This window comes from Algoriphagus sp. 4150 (genome assembly GCF_031457395.1).
In the GTDB taxonomy this organism is placed as follows: domain Bacteria; phylum Bacteroidota; class Bacteroidia; order Cytophagales; family Cyclobacteriaceae; genus Algoriphagus.
The window spans coordinates 53,311-72,450 of sequence record NZ_JAVDWS010000005.1 but is presented as its reverse complement, the minus strand read 5'-3'; the positions used below and the strand labels follow the sequence as shown (position 1 = coordinate 72,450).

15 protein-coding genes and 1 tRNA gene are annotated in these 19,140 nt (G+C 43.0%); 7 read left to right on the top strand and 9 right to left on the bottom strand.

Going from position 1 to position 19,140, the window contains the following annotated elements:
- Positions 1 to 113: 113 nt before the first annotated feature.
- Positions 114 to 1,229 carry a site-2 protease family protein gene (locus J2X69_RS09180; protein WP_310101913.1) on the bottom strand — a complete coding sequence of 372 codons (1,116 nt, stop codon included), beginning with the start codon at positions 1,227 to 1,229 and terminating at the stop codon, positions 114 to 116.
- Positions 1,222 to 1,851: an HAD family phosphatase gene (locus J2X69_RS09175; protein WP_310101910.1), complete on the bottom strand. Its 630-nt coding sequence runs from the start codon at positions 1,849 to 1,851 to the stop codon at positions 1,222 to 1,224. The genes J2X69_RS09180 and J2X69_RS09175 overlap by 8 nt, the downstream gene beginning before the upstream one ends.
- Positions 1,852 to 1,954: 103 nt before the next feature.
- On the opposite strand from J2X69_RS09175, the gene J2X69_RS09170 reads away from it, so the two are divergent.
- From J2X69_RS09170 to J2X69_RS09160, 3 genes are all read left to right on the top strand, one after another.
- A tRNA-Ile gene (locus J2X69_RS09170) sits at positions 1,955 to 2,031 on the top strand.
- Between the two features lie 742 nt (positions 2,032 to 2,773).
- Positions 2,774 to 3,232 (top strand): 2Fe-2S iron-sulfur cluster-binding protein, encoded by a 459-nt coding sequence (locus J2X69_RS09165; RefSeq protein WP_310101907.1) that lies wholly within the window; start codon positions 2,774 to 2,776, stop codon positions 3,230 to 3,232.
- Between the two features lie 9 nt (positions 3,233 to 3,241).
- Positions 3,242 to 5,518 (top strand): molybdopterin cofactor-binding domain-containing protein, encoded by a 2,277-nt coding sequence (locus tag J2X69_RS09160; RefSeq protein WP_310101904.1) that lies wholly within the window; start codon positions 3,242 to 3,244, stop codon positions 5,516 to 5,518.
- A 144-nt stretch (positions 5,519 to 5,662) separates the two neighbouring features.
- Here the strand turns inward: J2X69_RS09160 and J2X69_RS09155 are convergent, their stop codons facing one another.
- Together J2X69_RS09155 and J2X69_RS09150 are read right to left on the bottom strand one after the other, a co-directional pair.
- Positions 5,663 to 5,992 (bottom strand): multidrug efflux SMR transporter, encoded by a 330-nt coding sequence (locus J2X69_RS09155; RefSeq protein WP_310101901.1) that lies wholly within the window; start codon positions 5,990 to 5,992, stop codon positions 5,663 to 5,665.
- Between the two features lie 284 nt (positions 5,993 to 6,276).
- Entirely contained in the window at positions 6,277 to 7,257 is a 981-nt protein-coding gene (locus J2X69_RS09150; protein WP_310101898.1) for an AraC family transcriptional regulator, read from the bottom strand.
- Positions 7,258 to 7,394: 137 nt separating this feature from the next.
- Here J2X69_RS09150 and J2X69_RS09145 point away from each other — a divergent pair, with 137 nt between their 5' ends.
- The 4 genes from J2X69_RS09145 to J2X69_RS09130 all read left to right on the top strand — a co-directional run bounded on the left by J2X69_RS09145 (position 7,395) and on the right by J2X69_RS09130 (position 12,475).
- Positions 7,395 to 9,146, top strand: a complete 1,752-nt coding sequence (locus tag J2X69_RS09145; protein ID WP_310101895.1) for an ABC transporter ATP-binding protein — start codon at positions 7,395 to 7,397, stop codon at positions 9,144 to 9,146.
- Positions 9,147 to 9,241: 95 nt separating this feature from the next.
- Entirely contained in the window at positions 9,242 to 9,976 is a 735-nt protein-coding gene (locus J2X69_RS09140) for a siderophore-interacting protein (RefSeq protein ID WP_310101892.1), read from the top strand.
- A gap of 22 nt (positions 9,977 to 9,998) precedes the next feature.
- Positions 9,999 to 10,691: a class I SAM-dependent methyltransferase gene (locus tag J2X69_RS09135; protein ID WP_310101889.1), complete on the top strand. Its 693-nt coding sequence runs from the start codon at positions 9,999 to 10,001 to the stop codon at positions 10,689 to 10,691.
- 56 nt (positions 10,692 to 10,747) lie between these two features.
- Entirely contained in the window at positions 10,748 to 12,475 is a 1,728-nt protein-coding gene (locus J2X69_RS09130; RefSeq protein WP_310101885.1) for an ABC transporter ATP-binding protein, read from the top strand.
- Between the two features lie 262 nt (positions 12,476 to 12,737).
- On the opposite strand, the gene J2X69_RS09125 is transcribed toward J2X69_RS09130, so the two are convergent.
- The 5 genes from J2X69_RS09125 to J2X69_RS09105 form a co-directional block, all read right to left on the bottom strand.
- Complete coding sequence (locus J2X69_RS09125) at positions 12,738 to 13,244, bottom strand: DinB family protein (RefSeq protein ID WP_310101880.1); 507 nt, start codon at positions 13,242 to 13,244, stop codon at positions 12,738 to 12,740.
- Between the two features lie 20 nt (positions 13,245 to 13,264).
- Positions 13,265 to 14,161, bottom strand: coding sequence for a helix-turn-helix transcriptional regulator (locus J2X69_RS09120; RefSeq protein WP_310101877.1), 897 nt, complete (start codon positions 14,159 to 14,161; stop codon positions 13,265 to 13,267).
- Positions 14,162 to 14,229: 68 nt separating this feature from the next.
- The gene (locus J2X69_RS09115) at positions 14,230 to 15,234 is read right to left on the bottom strand and encodes an aldo/keto reductase (RefSeq protein ID WP_409014406.1); all 1,005 of its coding nucleotides are present in this window, start codon (positions 15,232 to 15,234) and stop codon (positions 14,230 to 14,232) included.
- A 241-nt stretch (positions 15,235 to 15,475) separates the two neighbouring features.
- Positions 15,476 to 17,806 (bottom strand): outer membrane beta-barrel protein, encoded by a 2,331-nt coding sequence (locus tag J2X69_RS09110; RefSeq protein WP_310101872.1) that lies wholly within the window; start codon positions 17,804 to 17,806, stop codon positions 15,476 to 15,478.
- Between the two features lie 148 nt (positions 17,807 to 17,954).
- Positions 17,955 to 19,112, bottom strand: a complete 1,158-nt coding sequence (locus J2X69_RS09105) for a PepSY-associated TM helix domain-containing protein (protein WP_310101869.1) — start codon at positions 19,110 to 19,112, stop codon at positions 17,955 to 17,957.
- Positions 19,113 to 19,140 lie beyond the last annotated feature (28 nt).

Here is a 19,140-nt window from a genome sequence, read left to right as displayed (position 1 = left end):
CGGATTAGTTTTAACCGTTTGTGACACGACCCGCGGCAGTGGCGAACGGCAACAGCGGTAGCCCTTAGCTGATCCCCCACTAATCATCTCTCGATCTTTGCTCGTTTCAATGCTTAAAGTTCGGTGAATATAAATGGACGTGGCGAAAAACAGAGGATGAAAATCACAATCGCCACCCAACCCAACAGTTTCCTTTTTCCATCCAATTCTTTCAATCCGGCCACTTCCGGATGATTCAATCCCATTATTCTTCCCAGTAAGAACGCATAGAATAACCAGCCTTGATATCCCTGTAGATCCGGCATGAAATAAGCCAATGCATACTGAAATGCCGAAATGCTCAGAGCAAGGGTAACTCTGTTCTGTAAGGTCAGCCCCGACTTCGCAAAACAGATAAAGAGAAAACCTATATACAAAGGAATCCATAACATCAGATCATTTACATCTGAATAAGGGCTAATCATCCCCATGCCCGCATACCCGACGAACAAGACATATGCCAGTAGGGAGATCTCCTTGTGACGCTTCGGAAAAAGGCCAAAAACCACATGTCCCCCATCTAGCTGACCAATCGGAAGTAAATTCAACGCTGTAAAAAACAAGGCAAGAAAACCCGCAAACAGATAGGGATAATGAATCATTTCTGACATATCAGGCATACGGTCAGGATCGGCAAATACTTCCCCCAATCCCCAAAAAAGCAGGTTATTCCCAAGTTCAAAATCAAATGCCATTTCCTCTAATCCGTGAAAATCGGGATCAGCATACTCCGGGTGTATTGTATAAATATAATCCGGCTCAGGAAGTGTGACAAATCCATAAATCAGCACAAGAAAGGCAATAACAAATCCCGCCAAAGGACCGGCGACACCAATGTCAAAGAATTTCTTCCTACTGTTGACAAAACCTTTCATCCGGATCACCGCTCCAAAAGTGCCGATAGTTGGGATCCCTATAAAACCCAACCATCCGGGAATAAAATAAGGAAGCGTACACTTTACCTTATGATAAATCGCCGTGAAAAAATGTCCCAACTCATGGATAAGCAATATCCCTATAAAAGGTACAGAGAAGGCCATTGACTTCCAGAAATACTCCCAGGTAAGTAAGCCGTCTCCTGTACCGAGTACGGATTTCCCATATACCCATTCGGAACCTGCCAAAGTGGTGGAAATAAGTGTGACCAGAAATAAAATTCCGTGACGGAGGTAGTCTTTTTTGCTATACATTCTTAAAATAATCGAAAATAACCTCAGGACCGGTCACATGCACTGCTTGGATCCCTACTGCTTTGGCTCCTTCAACATTGGCGATTAAATCATCAAAAAATATCACCCGATCTCCTGAAGTTCCCAGATCCACCAGCATTTTTTCATAGATTTCAGGAAAAGGCTTCGCCAATCCCATCTCGTGGCTTAAAAATACCCAGTCAAAAATCGGGTCAAAATTTTCCAGCCCATGATCTTCTTTCAAAATTCTATTTACGGCATTGATGTGGATCGAATTTGTGTTGCTCAATACCCCTACTTGAAATTTTTCTCTCAATTTTGAAATTAATTCCAATCTTTCCGAAGGAATTTTCAGCAACAAATCGTTCCACAATTCATCCACTTTTGAGTCATTCCAATCCTGCTGAAAATAGCTTCTCACCTCATCTCTAAACCTATCTGACTGGATCCTTCCCACCTCGTAATCCTTATGAAAATCAGTAAGATAAAAACCATCCACTTTATCATGTAAATCAACGGGGATCTCTTGACAGATACGCTTAATCGCTCTCCGGTAATCGATATCAATGATGACATTGCCTAAATCAAAAATCAAAAAATCTGCATCAGGAGCATTTTTCATTCGAAATATGGGTTGTGTATTTGCATTCAAATATGTAACATTGCACTCCCAAAACCAAGGTTTACGGCGAATACAAGCCAAAAATTGAGGATTTTAAAATTAAGGGCCTATAGCTCATTCGGTTAGAGCAACTGACTCATAATCAGTAGGTGCCTGGTTCGATTCCAGGTGGGCCCACCATTCCGGGCAAAATCTTTTTTAAAGGATTTTGCCCATTTTTTTTACCTTTTAACTCGCTGTTTATCAGATAAATAAAGTTAATTTCCTCATTGATCCTAGCGGTTCGATGTTCCTTGCCGTCAAAGGTCAGATTTTCAGGAAAGATCGAACCAATTAGCCGCCTTTTTTGAGCTAAATCACAGGAAGAAAAAACAAAATCAAGTCTTGAAGCGAATTGAACCGCTTTATGAAAGAGTTTCCCGAAACCATTTTCCGAATTTGATTCGATTCTTCTCCAGTTGGGTCTCCAATTCCGGATTCCTCTCTTCACCGGATCTTTTCACTTGCCGGTATTCATCGAGAATTAATTGTTCTTTAAAGAACGATGTTGTTTAAGACAGCAATTGCAGTGACTTTGCTTCGGAAAGTAAAACTTCCTGCTACCCCTTCCCTTTCCTGCTATTTCTTCAGCTTATTTTTGATTTGTGTGCCCCCTTGAAGCAAACTAATATCTTGGCAGACATTTCCTATTTATTGCTGCGCTTTAAACATGATAAAAGTAATCAATCAATAGCATCAGGACTTGTGGGTAATAAATGTAGCATCCAATGTATCCGGTACAGGTATTATTTGAATTCATTAATCCATTGTTTGATTAGCTAAACTTTAATGCGTGACCATTCACCAACTTTACCTTTTAAAACATCAAGAAGATAGAATCAAATATTCTGTTTTAATAACAGAAAATCAGGTAATTTAAATTATGGAAAAATATTCTCTTGGAATCAACAATAAAGTTCATGAGATCTCAGCCGAAGCTGAGATGCCATTGCTATGGGCAATAAGGGACTTAGTCGGCCTCAAAGGAACCAAATTTGGTTGTGGCCAGGGACTTTGCGGTGCTTGCACGGTACTTTTGGATGGCTCGCCTATCCGTTCCTGCAGCTTTCAGATTTCAGAAGTTGGTGATTCCTCTATCACCACTATCGAGGGGCTTTCAGAGAAAGGAGACCACCCTATTCAGCAAGCTTGGGTTCAGCATGTTGTTCCCCAATGCGGCTATTGTCAGTCAGGGCAAATCCTTAGTGCAGCTGCACTTTTAAAAGCAAATCCCAAACCTTCGGATGAGGAAATAGAAGCAGCCATGAATGGAAACATATGCCGCTGCGGCACCTACAACCGCATTAAAGAAGCCATACACACAGCCTCCAACTCTTTGTAACTTACGCTCATGTTCGCAAAATTTCTTTTCAGCAAAAAACAGGATCCTGAGAACCGAAGTCAGGTATATATTCCCTCCAGGAGGGAGTTCCTGAAAATTGGAAGCTTGGCTACCGGCGGCTTTCTCTTGGGAGTGAATTTTCAATGTACCGGTCCCAAAGGTGATCCCATCACCTTCGCTCCCAATTCCTACCTAATCCTCAGTTCTGACAATCAGGTAACATTGATTGCCCATAGGTCAGAAATGGGTACAGGCATCCGTACCTCCCTTCCTATGATCATCGCAGATGAATTGGGGGCTGACTGGAGTAAAGTGAAAATCATCCAGGCCGAGGGAGACAACGAGAAATATGGAGATCAAAATACCGATGGATCCTATTCAGTCCGCATGTTTTTTGAACCTATGCGGCAAGCTGGTGCTACTGCCAGACTGATGCTTATCAACGCTGCTGCCCTGAAGTGGGAAGTAGATCCATCCGAATGCCGAACTCAAAAGGGCCAGGTCATCCATTCGGGCGGAAAGACGGTTGACTTTGGAGATTTGATTGAAGATTTGAAAAAACAGGAAATCCCCAAACCTGAGGAAGTCAAACTAAAAGACCTGAAGGATTATCAACTTATAGGCAAGGATGTGCCGATCTATGATGCAAAAGATATTGCTGTAGGAACGGCGGTTTTCGGTGCTGATGTAGATATCCCTGGAATGAAAATAGCTGTTATACAGCGGAGTCCTGTAATCGGAGCTAAAGTTGTCTCTTTTTCGGATGAAAAAACATTAGCTATTCCCGGTGTAAGCCAAGTGATAAAAATTGATGGGCAAGGCATTCCTACAGGGTTGGATAAGGCATTGGAAGGAATAGCAGTACTTGCAGACAATACCTGGGCGGCCATTCAGGGGAGAAAGGCATTGGAGGTAGATTGGGACTTGGGACCAAATCAAGAGTACAACTCAGCCAAACAACTGGAAGAGATGGTGAAAAGCACCTTATCCAATGGTCAGATCCGCAGGGAAAGAGGGAATTTCACCTCAGCTCAACGGGAAGCATCAACTGTGTTGGAAAGAAGCTTTGTGGCTCCCTACTATGCCCATGCTACTATGGAACCACCTGTGGCAATTGCTAATTGGAAAGCAGACTTTTGCGAAATCTGGGCTCCTACCCAGCACCCGCAATGGGCAAGAACTGCCGTAGCTACAGCGCTGGCCATGCCTGAAGAGCAGATAAGAGTGAATGTGACGCTGTTGGGGGGAGGTTTTGGCAGGAAATCCAAACCGGATTATGTAGTGGAAGCAGCCCTGCTTTCCAGAGCCGCAAAAGCACCTGTGAGAGTACAATGGACAAGAGAGGATGATATTCACCATGATTTTTACCACTCTTTGAGTGCACAGCGAATTAAAGCCACCTTAGATAGAGAAGGGAAGATCAGTGGATGGAACCATCATACCGTATTTCCGGCGATTGGGGCAACAGGCAATCCGGACGAACTGCATCCCTCCGACGGAGAGTTGGGATTGGGTTGCATAGACTTCCCTTTTGAAGTGCCCAATATCAGAATCGAAACGCATGAATCCAAAGCCCACACGCGCATAGGTTGGCTAAGATCTGTAAGTAATATTCACCACTCTTTTGCCGTGAACGGTATGCTTGATGAAGTGGCTGAAGCTCGGGGTATGGATCCGGTAGATATGCTGTTGGAACTACTCGGCGAAGACAGAGATATCACATTTGACGAAGAGATAAAGGGAACTTTCGGCAACTATGGTGAACCTATAGAGAAATTCCCCTGGAACACGGGCCGTCTAAAAAATGTAATTCGGAAAGTGGCTGGGGAGGCAAACTGGAAAGAATCACTGGCACAGGGAAAAAGTGTTGGATTTGCGGCCCATAAAAGCTTTCTGACCTATGTTGCCTGTATCGTTGAAGTAGATAAAGGCACAAATGGGGAATTGCTTATACCGAATGTCCACTACGTGGTTGATTGCGGAGTGCCGGTAAATACGGATAGAATCCGTTCTCAATTTGAAGGCGGGGCCCAATTTGCAACCAGCTTAGCCACTACCTCTGCGATATCATTTGAAAATGGACAGGTACAGCAGAATAATTTTGATGGATATCAGGTCATCCGAATGTCCCAATCACCGAAAAACATCCATGTACACATCGTTGAAAGCACAGAAAAACCCACGGGTGTAGGTGAACCTCCTGTCCCTCCATTTATCCCTGCACTTTGCAATGCCGTGTATAAAATGACGGGAAAACGGATTTACGAACTACCGTTTAAGCTTTAATAAAATTAAAATCGGCTGCTTCTTCTACTCCTGCGAAGACTAATCCACAAAGCGCTTCTACTCCCTAAAGTAGAAGCGCTACTATTTTAGTTATAAAATATGGTACTCTAACATTCAAGAACGGCACACGGCTCAAAACCTTACTCAATAAGCAGATACTGCTTTAAGCCCAACAATCGAACCTATTAAAGTGGTAATAAAAAGTAACCGTAGAAAAGTTGCAGGTTCTTTAAACACAACAATACCTACTAAAACAGTTCCTACTGCTCCAATTCCAGTCCACACCGCATAAGCAGTTCCGATTGGCAAACTTTGGGTTGCCTTAATTAAAAGCACCATACTAACACATAGGGCTAAGAAAAAACCTGTATACCATAGATACATTTCATTTCCCGCTGTCTCTTTTGCTTTGCCTAAACAAAATGCAAAAGCTACTTCAAACAAACCTGCAGTGACCAAAATAATCCAATTCATTTTCCTTTCTCTTTGTACCCACAAAGGTCGGGAAGCGAATTGAGGATAAATTTTACAAATTGACTCGTCCTAAAATAAGTTTACAGATTAATGTTTAAATACTTGTATAGATTTACCGTTTGATTTAATCCTGTAGTGCCTTGTTTTTTAGAGGCCGATCCGATCAGTCGGGGTAGGCTATGGAATCCCCGTCTGCGGCTGGCAGGTTAGGGACAAGTTGTGTGGTTTCAGCTTATCATCGTCTTTCTCATCTGAAAAAGACAATACGCGGTATCTCCAAAGTATCACTTCTTAAAATGGCTGGGAAGGATACCGAATTTCCGTTTAAAAGCAGCTGAGAAATGGCGTTGATTTTTGTAGCCTATTCGTTGGGAGACTTCCCCCACATTCATATTTTCTCCCATCAGCAACTGTTTTGCCTGATCCATTTTGGCATCGCTCCAAAACCCGAAGACCGTAGTACCAAACAGTTCTTTAAATCCTTTTTTCAGGATGAAATCATTAGTACCTACAAGATGAGCCAAATCAATGAGCGAGCAGGTAGCATCCAGATTTTGCAGGATAAACTCCCTTACGGCATATATTTTATCGACATCCGGTTTTTTAAGTGTAGAATGGGAAAAAGAATCGTCCGAAAACTGTTCCAGCTGGAGCAATAAAAGTTCGATGACTTTAGCTTCCAAAAACATTCGTTTAAAAATTCCCGTTCTTTCGCAACCCATAATTTCATCAATAATCCGGTACATTTGATGGCTGATGCGACGATGGTCTTGGTGTAACAATCCAGAGTTTCCTTTTTCGATGGTATTACGGAATGTTTCAAATAGCTGATGGTCCTGAGGCAGAAATTTTTTGAAAAAAAACGGAGTAAGATTGATTTCACATAACCGGAATTCTTCACTTTCCCATTGCATCTTTCCACAGATCCCATTTGCATAAATTATGTTGTGCCGATTGGGCACAAAACTTATTGATTTATCAAAAATGCCGGTTGTAGCAGTGCTTTTGCCTTTCAAGGCAAAGTGCATTTCTATGGTTTCAATATCACTTTCAAAATTGAGAAGGATTTTCCTTTTCAAAACGGTGTTGCCGAAGCCGATATGAACACCTTCAAAGTAGATTTCCTTATAAAATCCGCTACCAACTAACTGTTCATGATAGGTGATGCTTTCTTTTATTCCTTCGCCATGGGTTAAGAATCTGTCGGGATATTCTTTTTCGAAGAATATCTTATCCCCATCATTGTCATATAGTCGTAAATGCATCAGTTCTACTTTTAAGTAATCCGTTTTGCGGACATTATAATCCCTCTTACATACCTGTCCGAAGAATCTAACTTTTATATTTGCCCAAAGCTACCAATTATTTAGAATCATTCTTAATAGAGATTGATATTTTACCAATGAATGAAAAACAACGAAAACAAACGGGGATAGCAAGGCTTTTGGAGATTGCAGGAAGACGGAAAGGACTACTATTCGTGTCGGGATTTCTGGCGATTGTGCATGCTGTACTAAGCCTTGTACCGTATGTTCTGGTGTTTTACATCATCAGGGAACTAACCAAAGAAACAGTAGATTTTATTCTTGCACGTACCTATATCATCTACGCTGTGATTGCCGCCATAGTCAGTATGTCCATACTGTTTCTTTCGGGAATTTTATCGCATATCGCAGCATTCAATATTTTGTTTGAATTACGGAAATTTATTGCCGACAAGGTTGGGAAACTACCGATGGGTTACCTGACAAACCGTAATTCGGGTGCGCTGAAAAAAATCCTTTCGGACGATGTGGAACGGATTGAAAGTTTTATCGCTCACCAAATCCCTGATTTTGTGAAAGGAATCACCTTGCCCATTATCACGATTGTTTTTCTGTTCACTCAGGACTGGCGGTTGGCTGCCATTAGTTTTGTCCCATTAGTGGTATTGGCGATAATGCTTCCAAAAATGTATGGAGGACGAAATAAGCAACTGATTAAGGACTATCATCAGTCTCTGGAAGACATGAATGCCGGAATCGTAGAATACGTACGGGCAATGCCCGTAATGAAAATATTCGGACAGTCGGCAGAAACATTCGACAAGTACGGAAATACGGTTAAGCGTTTCAACAATTTCGTCGCCGAATGGGTAAAGAGCAGTACACCCGGATTTGCCATATTTATGAGCTTTACGAGCAATGCAATGCTTCCGGTATTGGCTCTTGGTCTATATCTCTATTTTCAGAATGGGGTGACATTGGCTACGTTGCTACTGTTCCTGATTTTGGGTACAGGATATATCAAACCGCTTTTTGCACTGAGCAATATGGGAATGCAACTTTCCATCATCAACCGTGGTGTGGAACAAATCGACGAACTGCTTGGACAGGAGGATTTGCCGGAAAGCGAGAAAATCCGGCAGCCCAAAAATTTCAACATTGGATTTCAGGATGTTTCATTTGCCTATCAGGATAAAAACCGGGTATTAAGCAACATCAATTTTGAAATCAAAGAAAAAACCATTACCGCATTGGTAGGACCCTCGGGAGCAGGAAAAAGTACGGTCGGTCAATTGTTGTCGCGGTTTTGGGATGTGAATGAAGGTGAAATTTATATCGGAGGAATAGACATTCGGAATTATCCAACAGAGCAACTGATGCAGATGGTGTCTTTCGTGTTTCAGGACAGCTTTATGTTTCAGCAGAATATGTACGAAAACATCCGTATGGGAATGGATAAAACCCGTGAAGAAGTGGAACACGCCGCAAAAGTGGCACAAATCCACGATTTTATTTTGGGTTTACCTGACGGATACAACACACTGTTCGGACAGTCAGGTATGCACCTGAGCGGAGGCGAGCAACAACGTTTTCAGCTGGCAAGAGCGATACTGAAAGATGCTCCTATTTTGATATTGGATGAGGCAACTGCCTTTGCCGACCCGGAAAACGAGCACAAAATACAACAGGCATTCAGTGAATTGATTAGGGATAAAACCGTGTTGATTATTGCCCACCGATTGAGCACCATTACCGATGCCGATCAGATTCTAGTGTTTGACAAAGGGCAATTATCTGCCAAAGGAAAACACCGTGAACTCCTGGAACAAAGTGAACTCTACGGACGGATGTGGAATGCACATATTAGAGCTAAGGAATTTGTCATATAGTGAACAATATTTACATGGGCTGGCTGACAAAGAAGAGTTGACAACCGGTAACTGACGATTGAAAGTAAAAACTGTAATTCATAATTAAAACAACAATGCCTAAAGTACCCAAATGGATGGCTGACGCGATGCAATCACTCTTTAGCGGAATGTACCACCCCGTGCAAGTCACAGCTACCGAAGAATTGGAGGAAAGATTGCGAAGAGTACGTTTTGAAGGAGACTTTTCCGGATCAAAACGAGCATTCGTACCTGGAAACGTCATCGAATTCCGCGTCAGCGATACGGAATTCAGGCATTATACACCCTCTTATTTTGATCCAAAAGCAGGCGTTTGCGAAGTCCTGTTTTACCTGCATGGTAAAGGTCCCGGCAGCAAATGGGTTGCTGATTTAAAAGTCGGAGAAACCTTGAACCTATTGGGCCCGGGAGGAAAGATAGGATACAATGCATCCTCCCAAAATCATATAGCTTTTGGAGACGAAACCTCTTTAGGATCATTCGCCTGTATAGAAGCGGAAGCCAAACAACAAAGACATTCATTCTATTCCATTGCCGAACTGGACAAGGAAAACAAGCACTGGCCGAAAGCGCTTCAACTGGAAACGACCGTTGTCGAAAAAGACAAGGAAATGAAAGCGATAGAGACGATTCGTTACCTAGATGGTTATTTGGCGAATTATTCTCGCGAAAAAGCAAGTACCACTTTCTATCTGACCGGAAATGCAAAGTCTATTTCGGGTGTGAAGAAGTTTTTAATCAGTAGAGGTTTTGAGAGCAAACAGATCCGGACAGAGCCCTATTGGTCCGAGGGTAAGACAGGATTATAATGGAATCATAAAACACAGTATTATGCCTAAAGTAACACCGGAATTATTTCGGGTACTCAACGACCCGAAAGTTGAAGCCACACTTTCCCGCTTATACAAAGCCGCGCTGAAGCAGGGCTGGTCGATGGTATTTCATTTCCTGCCCAAAGCGTTCAAAATGTACGGTAAAGGCATCGACTGGAAAACGGAAAACGAACGTTTTTATGACGATAAATACACGCCCATATTGCCTTATCAGGGCGAATTTCTGTATATGCAGGCAAGGGCATTGGGTGCCAAAAACATCCTTGAATTCGGTACTTCCTACGGTATTTCCACCATCTATTTGGGCAAAGCAGCCAAGGATAATGGCGGCAAAGTAATCTCTACCGAATACCTGCCGCATAAGGTGAAAATTGCCAGGGAAAATATTGCAGAGGCAGGGCTTTCGGACTATGTGCAGGTACTGGAAGGGGATGCCATGGAAACCCTGAAAGACTTAGATGTACTATGGGATTTTGTATTGCTGGACGGTTGGCCCGATATGGTACATCCTGTATTCAAGCTGATAGAACCTAACCTGAAAAAGGGTGCCGTCATTGCTGTGGATGATATCGTGGGTTTCCAGCCTTCGACCAAGGACTATACCGATTATGTCCGAAATCCCGAGAACGGATACCTGTCCACGACGATCTATCCCAAGAAGGCGATGGAGTTTACGATTAAAATTAAATGATGCAGAGTTGAAATTGCACCACGAGCACTCGATTTTCAACTTTCAACTGAAGAACTATGATTAAAAACTTAAAATACGTTACTTCTTTCAACCTGAAAGAAACTTGGCGAGTGGCACTGTGGGAAATCATTCATAGCATTTTTGTGGCGGCACCATCGGGGATTTTATTGGTGATTATTTGGGAACTGTTTTCAGAAAACCCCAATATTCAAAAAATATGGGCTGTTGTTGGATTGATGACTGTGATGCTTGTTATTCAGTTTTTTATCGCATCAAAATCAATGGTCAAGTCCAACCTATGGGTATATGATTTGTCGACCAAATTGCGTATCCATCTGGGTAACCGCATACAGAAATTTTCATTGGGATTTTTCAAGAAGAAAGACCCGGGAGAGATTGCCTCGATAGTCTTGCAAGACGTAGCCAATTTTGAAGGTATCTTCGGGCACAGTGTAGGCAATCTTGCTTCGGCAGCGTTTGGAACGGCGGTGCTTTCCATTTTTCTGTTTATTTATGATTGGCGATTGGCGTTGTGTCTGTTGGCGGCATTGCCGTTGATCTTTCCGTTTCTACAGTTGGCAAATTACTTCGTGAGCAAACTGGGCAAAAAACAAATCGCTGCCCGCAATACCGTAGGTGCAAAATTCTTGGAATATGTGCAGGGAATCCGCCATCTGAAATCCTACGGACAAACAGGCGATAGGCACAAAGGATTGGAATACGCTTTTGAAGATTTACGCAAAAAAAGCATCAAAATGGAAGCTGTTCCCGGGCCGTTTGTGATTACGGCAAGTGTGGTTTTTGAGATTGGTTTTCTGGCAATGGTCGCTCTGGGGTTATACTATCTGAGCGGAAATTCCATTACCGTCCCTGTATTGATCACATTCCTGATAATGGGTTACAACCTGTACAATCCGCTGAAAGTGGTGATGGTAGATTACCTCGTGCTTCGGTATATGAATGAAAGCCTGAACCGTGTCATCAACGTGCTGGAAGAACCGACAATGGAAACTGACAAAGACGGGTTACCGGAACACTTTGATATCTCTTTTGAAAGTGTGGGGTTCAGCTATCTCGATAAGCTGACTGTTCAGAATTTAAACTTTACTGTCCCCGAAAAATCAATGACCGCATTGGTAGGGCATTCCGGTTCAGGGAAAACAACCATTACCTCGCTCATTGCACGCTTTTGGGATGTCAATTCGGGCGGTATCAAAATCGGTGGCGTAGACATCCGCAACATCAATCAGGATAAATTTTACAAACTAATCAGCGAAGTTTTTCAGGAGGTGTACCTCTTTGACGACACCATTTACAATAATATTAAAATCGGTAAACCCGATGCTTCCGAAGAAGAAATCAATGAAGCAGCAGACAGAGCACAGGTATTGGATTTTGTCAGGGAATTTCCCGAAGGAATGGACACAATGGTGGGCGAAGGCGGAAACAAACTTTCGGGCGGACAAAAGCAACGCATCAGTATTGCAAGAGCCTTGCTGAAAGATGCCCCAATTGTTTTGTTGGATGAAGCCACAGCAAGTCTTGACCCCGAAAACGAGATTTACATTCAGCAGGCCATTCAGGAATTGGTAAAATCCAAAACCGTAGTGGTCATCGCCCACAAATTAGCAACGATTCAAAAAGCAAATCAGATTCTGGTTTTGGAAGAAGGGAGAATAGCCGAAAAAGGCGCACATTCTGACCTTTTAAATCAAAACGGTATTTACTGCAAAATGTGGAATATTCAGCAGCAATCGGGAGGTTGGAAGGTGAAACAAAATTAATCTGATATAGACAAATAACTCAGGCCCTATTCAAAAGATCAGGAGCTGAACTACCGGCACCCAGTCTTGGGGATTCACCGACAATAGGAGAATGAAATATTTAACCCCCGGCAAAAAGGTAAGCACCATAAAGCCGGAAGACCTAAAAAACTGATGCAGGAATCAAATTTGAAGAAACAGACCTTCGCATCACCGGTGATATTGAAAAATCATTGACTGCCGGCAAACAAAGTAATCCCCATAGGTTGTTGCCGGGTCTGCCTCATTGTCCCTGAAGCCCATCTTCATAAGTAGGCCCGTACAATCCCGGAACCTTATTTCCGGTAGCACGCAGGTAAACAATCATCTCTCCCCTGTGGTGATAAATATGATTAAAAAGAAATCCTCTGGCCACAATACCTCTGGGCATAGGACCTAAAACTACCTGTTCCCCCACTTTCATGGTCCAGTCAGCTTTCAGTTTCTCCTCAGTAAGTGACTCTAATGCAGCTCTTGCTTTCTCTACATTCTGCTCAAAAAGCGCCAAAGTTGCCCGGATATCATTTACATCTCCCCTTTCCAGCTTATCGGATGCCAAATCATAAACATCTTGGGTGAAAGTGCCTACGTACCAGTAGTAGATAGTGGCAATGTGTTGTGCTAACTCTCCCATCGTCCAGGAAGTTTCGGCAGGTTTATACCCGAGATGTTTTTCAGGAATTGCCTGAAGTAATTTACGGGTACTCTTTACTTCGTTTTCAAATTCCTGTATCAAATAGTTTAAAATCATGTCAATAGGGTTGAAAAAAATCAATTGAACGACTGGCGGAATTCCAAGGGTGACATGTTGGTTTTCTTTTTGAAAAGTGTGCTAAAGGACTGAGAATGTTCAAATCCCAACGCATACGCGATTTCACTGATTGAAAGGCTGGTCGTAGAAAGCTTTTCCTTTGCCTTTTCAATTAATTTCCCGTGAATATGTTGCTGGGTGTTTTGGCCTGTGTGCACCCGTAAGAGGTCACTTAGGTAATTTGGGGAGAGGTTCATATGCTTGGCAATATGCTGTACCGTCAATAAACCTGATTGCAGCTCTTCTTCACTTTCAAAATACCTATTGACAAACTGTTCAAAATTGATAAGCAGCTGATGATTATTGTTTTTCCGAGTGATAAACTGTCGTTCGTAAAAACGGATGGAATAAGTGAGCAGCAAATCTATCTGTGCAAGGATAATCTCCTGGGTATGCCTGTCAATATGCGTGCATTCCTTGTCTATTTTATTTAGTATGGCAATGAGGTCATCTTCCTCTTCAGCAGATAGATGAAGTGCTTCATTCGTTGCGTAGGAGAAAAATCCGTATTTACCGATGGATTGGGCCAAAGGATGCTTAAGCAGGAAGTCAGGATGGAAAATCAGCAGATATCCTGAACCGCATTCCATAGTCTGAACATCCAAATATTGGACTTGGTTGGGTGCTGTAAAACTTAATACCCCCTTGTCGTAATCGTAGTGCTGCTGGCCATACCTTATTTTGCCTTTTGCTTCTCTTTTTAAGGCCACACAGTAAAAACTGTTGACAAAACCTTTCCATACTTCCTCATCCAGAAATATACTTTCGGCAAGGTTAATCACACTTACCATTGGATGTCGGGGTTCGGATAAAGACAACAGACGATGGAATTCGGAAATAGACTTTATGGTATTCATAGGTTTCAATTTAAATCCGGGACTTGAATAATAGGCGACTGCAGATTAGCCACAATCGCCATAACTATTTAATCAATAAGTCCCATGCTGAACTCATCGTATGGCAAACCGGTATCCGTGCCCAAAGGTACAATACTTTCCAGTTTACCCAGATCAGCTTCGCTTAGTTCAACAGAGGCAGCTGCCATGTTTTGATCTAGGTATTTTCTGCGTTTCGTGCCCGGAATCGGGAGGATCCCCTTGCTCATGATCCATGCCAAAGCCAGTTGGGAGGAGGTGACTCCTTTTTCTCCGGCCATTGACTCAATGAGTTTAACCAACTCTATGTTCTTGTGAAAATGCGCTTCCTGAAAACGGGGAATGGCCCTGCGAAAATCGTCCTCAGGCAAATCACTAAGCGCGCGGATATTACCGGACAAAAAGCCCCTGCCCAGAGGAGAGTATGCAACGAATCCTATACCCAGATCATTCAGTGTTTGTAGTACCCCACGCTCTTCTACCGTACGTTCGAATAATGAATATTCACTTTGGACTGCAGAAATCGGATGAACAGCCTGTGCTCTTTGCACTGTCGCAGAAGATACCTCTGACAGTCCCAAGTAACCGACTTTTCCTTCTTTGACCAGCATGCCCATCGCTTCCACAGTTTCTTCAATCGGCGTATTTTTATCAAGACGGTGCAGGTAATACAGATCAATATAATCCGTATTGAGATTTTTCAAGGAACGCTCCACCGCTTTTTTAACATATTCTTTTTTTCCGTTGATCGACCAGGTTACCTTGTCGCTATCGTCTATCTCCCAGCCAAACTTGGTAGCTATGACGTATTTGTCCCTATTCCCCTTGATAGCCTTAGCGATCAGTTGTTCATTTTTGAGCGGTCCATACAGATCCGCCGTATCCAGGAAGTTTCCTCCCAATTCAAGCGAGCGGTGAATGGTGGCGATAGCCTCTTGCTCATCTGCTTTACCATACATATTTCCTTCTTCAAAGCCCGTCATGCCCATACATCCCAGGCCGATTTTTGGAACCATAAGTCCCTGACTTCCCAATGCTACTTTCTTGATATCCATCATTCTATGTTTTAATTGACAGTCAAATTTCGCGTAAAGAGACTATTGGCCTGTATGCAAAACCCTGCATGATGTATGCAAATCAGGGTTTAACTCCTTCTTTTCCTACTTCTTCAGATTTCAAGAATCCGTTTTCTTCTACCACTATCAAGTAATTCCCGACTGATCCCTTTAAGTTTCCGGTTGTCACTTTTGCCATATCCTATGCAAGTAGTCAAACAACCACGCAAACCATACCCCACTACTCTCCACCAAATTTATAGGAAAAGGAAAGCTGTACATTTCGATTGTCCGGCCGCTCATAGCTGTAAGTACTCAGGTCACCGATCTCTGATCTGGTGATGACTTTTCCCCGTCGGACTATGCCGTTTGCAGCCAGCTTCACTGTTCCTTTCTGGCCCATCACTTTCTTCTCTACTCCCAGAGATAGAGAATAATCTGCCAGTTTTTTGTTGATTCCGGTGACTATCGGGGAATTATAAATACCGATCATCTCGCCACGGATCCCATGGTCAAACTCGAAGCTATGGCGGCTATTGAAAGAATAGCTCAAGCTGCTGTTGTCTAACACTACATCCTGGAATTCTCCCTCATAAATGTTGATAAAAAGACTACCATAGTGGTTGGCTGTCCACCATGGCACAAAGTTCATGCTCACCATCAAGCTTATCCCATAATTGGTGAAGCTTCCAAAATTCTCCGGTCTGTTAAACGTGCTACCCAAAATATCTCCCTCAGCTGTAACACGGTTGATTACATCTGTGCCACGACTGTAGAAAATAGAAGTGAAATAGGTACTGGCCAGACTATGACTTATTTCATAGCTATCTGTAAAGGAAGGCTTTAGATAAGGATTTCCTGCGTAATAGTTGAACGGATCGATGAAGACCCGGAATGGATTCACATCATGATCTCCGGGACGGTTCACCCGACGGCTGTAAGAAAGCTTGAGATGTTGGCTTTCACCGATAGGATAGCCAAGGTAAAGGTTTGGAAACAGATTAAAATAATCCCTCCGCACCACAGAATCCATTGTAACCTGGTCAGACTCCGTCCTTGTATATTCCCCTCTAAATCCCGCCTGAAAACTCAGATTCCCAACTTTCGATTCGTACAAAAAATATCCTGCATGAATCTCTTCCGTGTATTTAAATTGGTTCGTCGTACTCTGATCCACCACCCAAGTGGCATTGTCAATAGTGTCGTTTATTGCTTTGTCCTCCACCACAAAGTAACTTGACTTGAGCCCGGCCTCAAATTTACCTCCATTTTCAAAAGGGTTTTCGTAGTCTATACTCGCCACATAAGACGTGTTGCTGAGATCGATCTTGTTTCTTCTGGCTGACTGATAGACAATTTCAGAACTGTTACCACTGTAGAAATCCGAGTAAAATTCACTGTAATCATCGTTGGTATGCGGCGCATAATCCAGACTTGCCTTTAGCAACTGATCTTGTTGGTCTATTTCCAGCGTGTAATACATATTAAACGTCAGGTTGTTATATCCCTGATCCGCGTCATGCCGGGTAAGTGTGGTCTGGGTGACCGCTCCGGTAGTGAGGTCACGCATCATAATCGTGGAAGGATTGTCTGTAAACCAGCGTCCGCGAAGCGCATTGACGCTTATACCCAACGTGCTTATTTCACTCAGGTAAAAGTCAAAACCTGTACGGATATTGAATCCCCGCCCCGGATTGTACGTTTCGGTATATCGTTGATCTAAAAGCATAACCGGAATGCGCTCCCCTTGTGCGTTAAGTCCGTAAAATATTTTCTCGTGTTTACCAAAAACCTGTTCCTGCTCGTTGTAGTAACTCCCGCTCAAAAAGTAATTGATGAATCCTGAGCGATAAGATGCTCCGCCATTTGCCCCTAACGTAGGAAGTCGTCCGTGGCCTGCTTTCAGAGTCAGATCAGCTTTCAGTCCTGATACGGTATTCTTTTTCATTACTATATTGATAATTCCTCCACTTCCCCCGGCATCCTGCTTGGAAGACGGGTTAGGCATTAGTTCAATTTTGGAAACCTGATCTGCCTGCATACCCTTCAGCATATTCGCCAGTTGCTCGCCGGAGAGGTATGTGGACCTACCGTCGATCATCACCCTTGCTCCACTCCTACCTTGCAGTGTAAAGTCTCCTTCACCCTGGACGGTTATTCCAGGGGATTTTTGCAGCATTTCCATGACATTATTACCCTGGGCCAGCACGCTATTTTCGATATTCACTTCCAGCCTGTCCAGTTTTTGCTCCAGCATTGCCCTTTGCCCCTTCACTAGTACTTCACCCAGTGCAAGGGATTCTTCTTTCAGGATAAGCGGACCGATCTCAATTGTAGCTGTTTTTTTGGACAATAGAATTTTCTCTCCAAAACTACTACCGTAGCCTAGAAAAGAAGCCTTCACCATCACCTCTCCCTGATAATCCAACCTAATCGAGAAATTGCCTTCTTCATCCGAGACGGTTCCTTGTATCAAGGTTGAATCTGAGGAATTCAGAACTGACACTCCCGCAAAAGAAACCGGAGCTCCAGTCCCGTCAATGACTGAGCCTTTGAGTGTTGACTGAGCCAAAATTGACTGTGAATACAGTATAAGAAAAATAAAAAACAGTGTAATGATCCGCATAGATTGATACTTTTATTACTACCTCTACCATAAATCTGACAGAAGAAAATTGAATGGATAGGATGAGGCTATTAACTTGGGGAGATTGACTTCATCATTCCGCAGCGATGGATCTAGTAACTAAAGGAGCTTGCATGACCTGTTTTTTAGCTCTTTTGGCCTTTTTCTTTTTGCCCAGCCATACCAGTAACCCGGTAATGGGTAATGAAGCGGAGATTAGGCTTGCCAAAAAATATAGGATTTTAGTATACATGCCTCCTATATAGCCGGTGTGAAGACCAAAATTAGCCCTCATAAGCCAGTTGGCAAATGACTCCTCACCCATGGCTTTTTGCGAACTTGGCAACAGCTCCAACGTCTGCTGATCAAAATAAAGATCGCGCCATGATCCGTCATCCATGTCCGTACAGGCATATATAGCTTCTCCGGGCTCTTCCGGAAAATGCAAAATAACCGCTTCCTTATTCTTCAGGGCTACTTCAGTACGTACTATCTTCCAAATCTGATCTACCGCAGGCATGGGATCAAAAACTCCGGATACCACAGGTTTTTCTTCTTCTATCCGTTCTGTGCGGGGCTTTCTCCCTTCTCCTCCATTAGCCAGCCAGTACACACTTTGTCGCATCCACGGAAAGCTCATGATCAACCCCGTGATCGTCATAACCAAAGCGAGAATCAGGGCATAGAATCCCAACACATTATGAAGGTCATAATTGAGGCGCTTAAACTTTGCTTTCCATTTGATCTTAAAGCTTTTATCTCTGTTCGTTTTGTTCCATTTGGAAGGAAACCACAAAATCAGCCCACTGATCAGCAGAAAAAAGAAGATGAAAGTGCTCCAGCCCACCACCTGTCTCCCGATTTTTGGAGGAAACCAGAGGTAAAGATGTCCCTCTTCGATAAAGTGAAAAAAATCCTCATGATCCACCATTGCCAAAATCTCCGCAGTATATGGATTGACGTAGATCAACGAATCTGAATCAATGGAAACTTTCACCGGCTGGTCCAATCCGTAATACCAGGTGCTATAGATTTTATGTTCCGGAAGAGCCTTACTCACGGCATCATATATAACAGAGGGAGGCAGCTGGTTTTCTGTAGGCTGTGGATCCACGCTTAGCCAGGAGGAAGTAAGTGCCTTGATTTCTATTTCAAAGACTAGCACACAGCCTGTAATACTGATAATAAACACAGCGATACCTGAGACTAAGCCTAGCCAAAGATGCAGCCATGCGTTGATTTTACTAAACATATAAGGTGAATTAAGAAAAGGCCCATAT

What these genes read in the sequence shown, in the direction of transcription:
- J2X69_RS09180 (WP_310101913.1), bottom strand. Translation starts at nt 1,229, where the DNA reads ATGTATAGCAAAAAAGACTACCTCCGTCACGGAATTTTATTTCTGGTC.
- J2X69_RS09175 (WP_310101910.1), bottom strand. Translation starts at nt 1,851, where the DNA reads ATGAAAAATGCTCCTGATGCAGATTTTTTGATTTTTGATTTAGGCAAT.
- J2X69_RS09165 (WP_310101907.1), top strand. Translation starts at nt 2,774, where the DNA reads ATGGAAAAATATTCTCTTGGAATCAACAATAAAGTTCATGAGATCTCA.
- J2X69_RS09160 (WP_310101904.1), top strand. Translation starts at nt 3,242, where the DNA reads ATGTTCGCAAAATTTCTTTTCAGCAAAAAACAGGATCCTGAGAACCGA.
- J2X69_RS09155 (WP_310101901.1), bottom strand. Translation starts at nt 5,992, where the DNA reads ATGAATTGGATTATTTTGGTCACTGCAGGTTTGTTTGAAGTAGCTTTT.
- J2X69_RS09150 (WP_310101898.1), bottom strand. Translation starts at nt 7,257, where the DNA reads ATGCATTTACGACTATATGACAATGATGGGGATAAGATATTCTTCGAA.
- J2X69_RS09145 (WP_310101895.1), top strand. Translation starts at nt 7,395, where the DNA reads ATGAATGAAAAACAACGAAAACAAACGGGGATAGCAAGGCTTTTGGAG.
- J2X69_RS09140 (WP_310101892.1), top strand. Translation starts at nt 9,242, where the DNA reads ATGCCTAAAGTACCCAAATGGATGGCTGACGCGATGCAATCACTCTTT.
- J2X69_RS09135 (WP_310101889.1), top strand. Translation starts at nt 9,999, where the DNA reads ATGCCTAAAGTAACACCGGAATTATTTCGGGTACTCAACGACCCGAAA.
- J2X69_RS09130 (WP_310101885.1), top strand. Translation starts at nt 10,748, where the DNA reads ATGATTAAAAACTTAAAATACGTTACTTCTTTCAACCTGAAAGAAACT.
- J2X69_RS09125 (WP_310101880.1), bottom strand. Translation starts at nt 13,244, where the DNA reads ATGATTTTAAACTATTTGATACAGGAATTTGAAAACGAAGTAAAGAGT.
- J2X69_RS09120 (WP_310101877.1), bottom strand. Translation starts at nt 14,161, where the DNA reads ATGAATACCATAAAGTCTATTTCCGAATTCCATCGTCTGTTGTCTTTA.
- J2X69_RS09115 (WP_409014406.1), bottom strand. Translation starts at nt 15,234, where the DNA reads ATGGATATCAAGAAAGTAGCATTGGGAAGTCAGGGACTTATGGTTCCA.
- J2X69_RS09105 (WP_310101869.1), bottom strand. Translation starts at nt 19,112, where the DNA reads ATGTTTAGTAAAATCAACGCATGGCTGCATCTTTGGCTAGGCTTAGTC.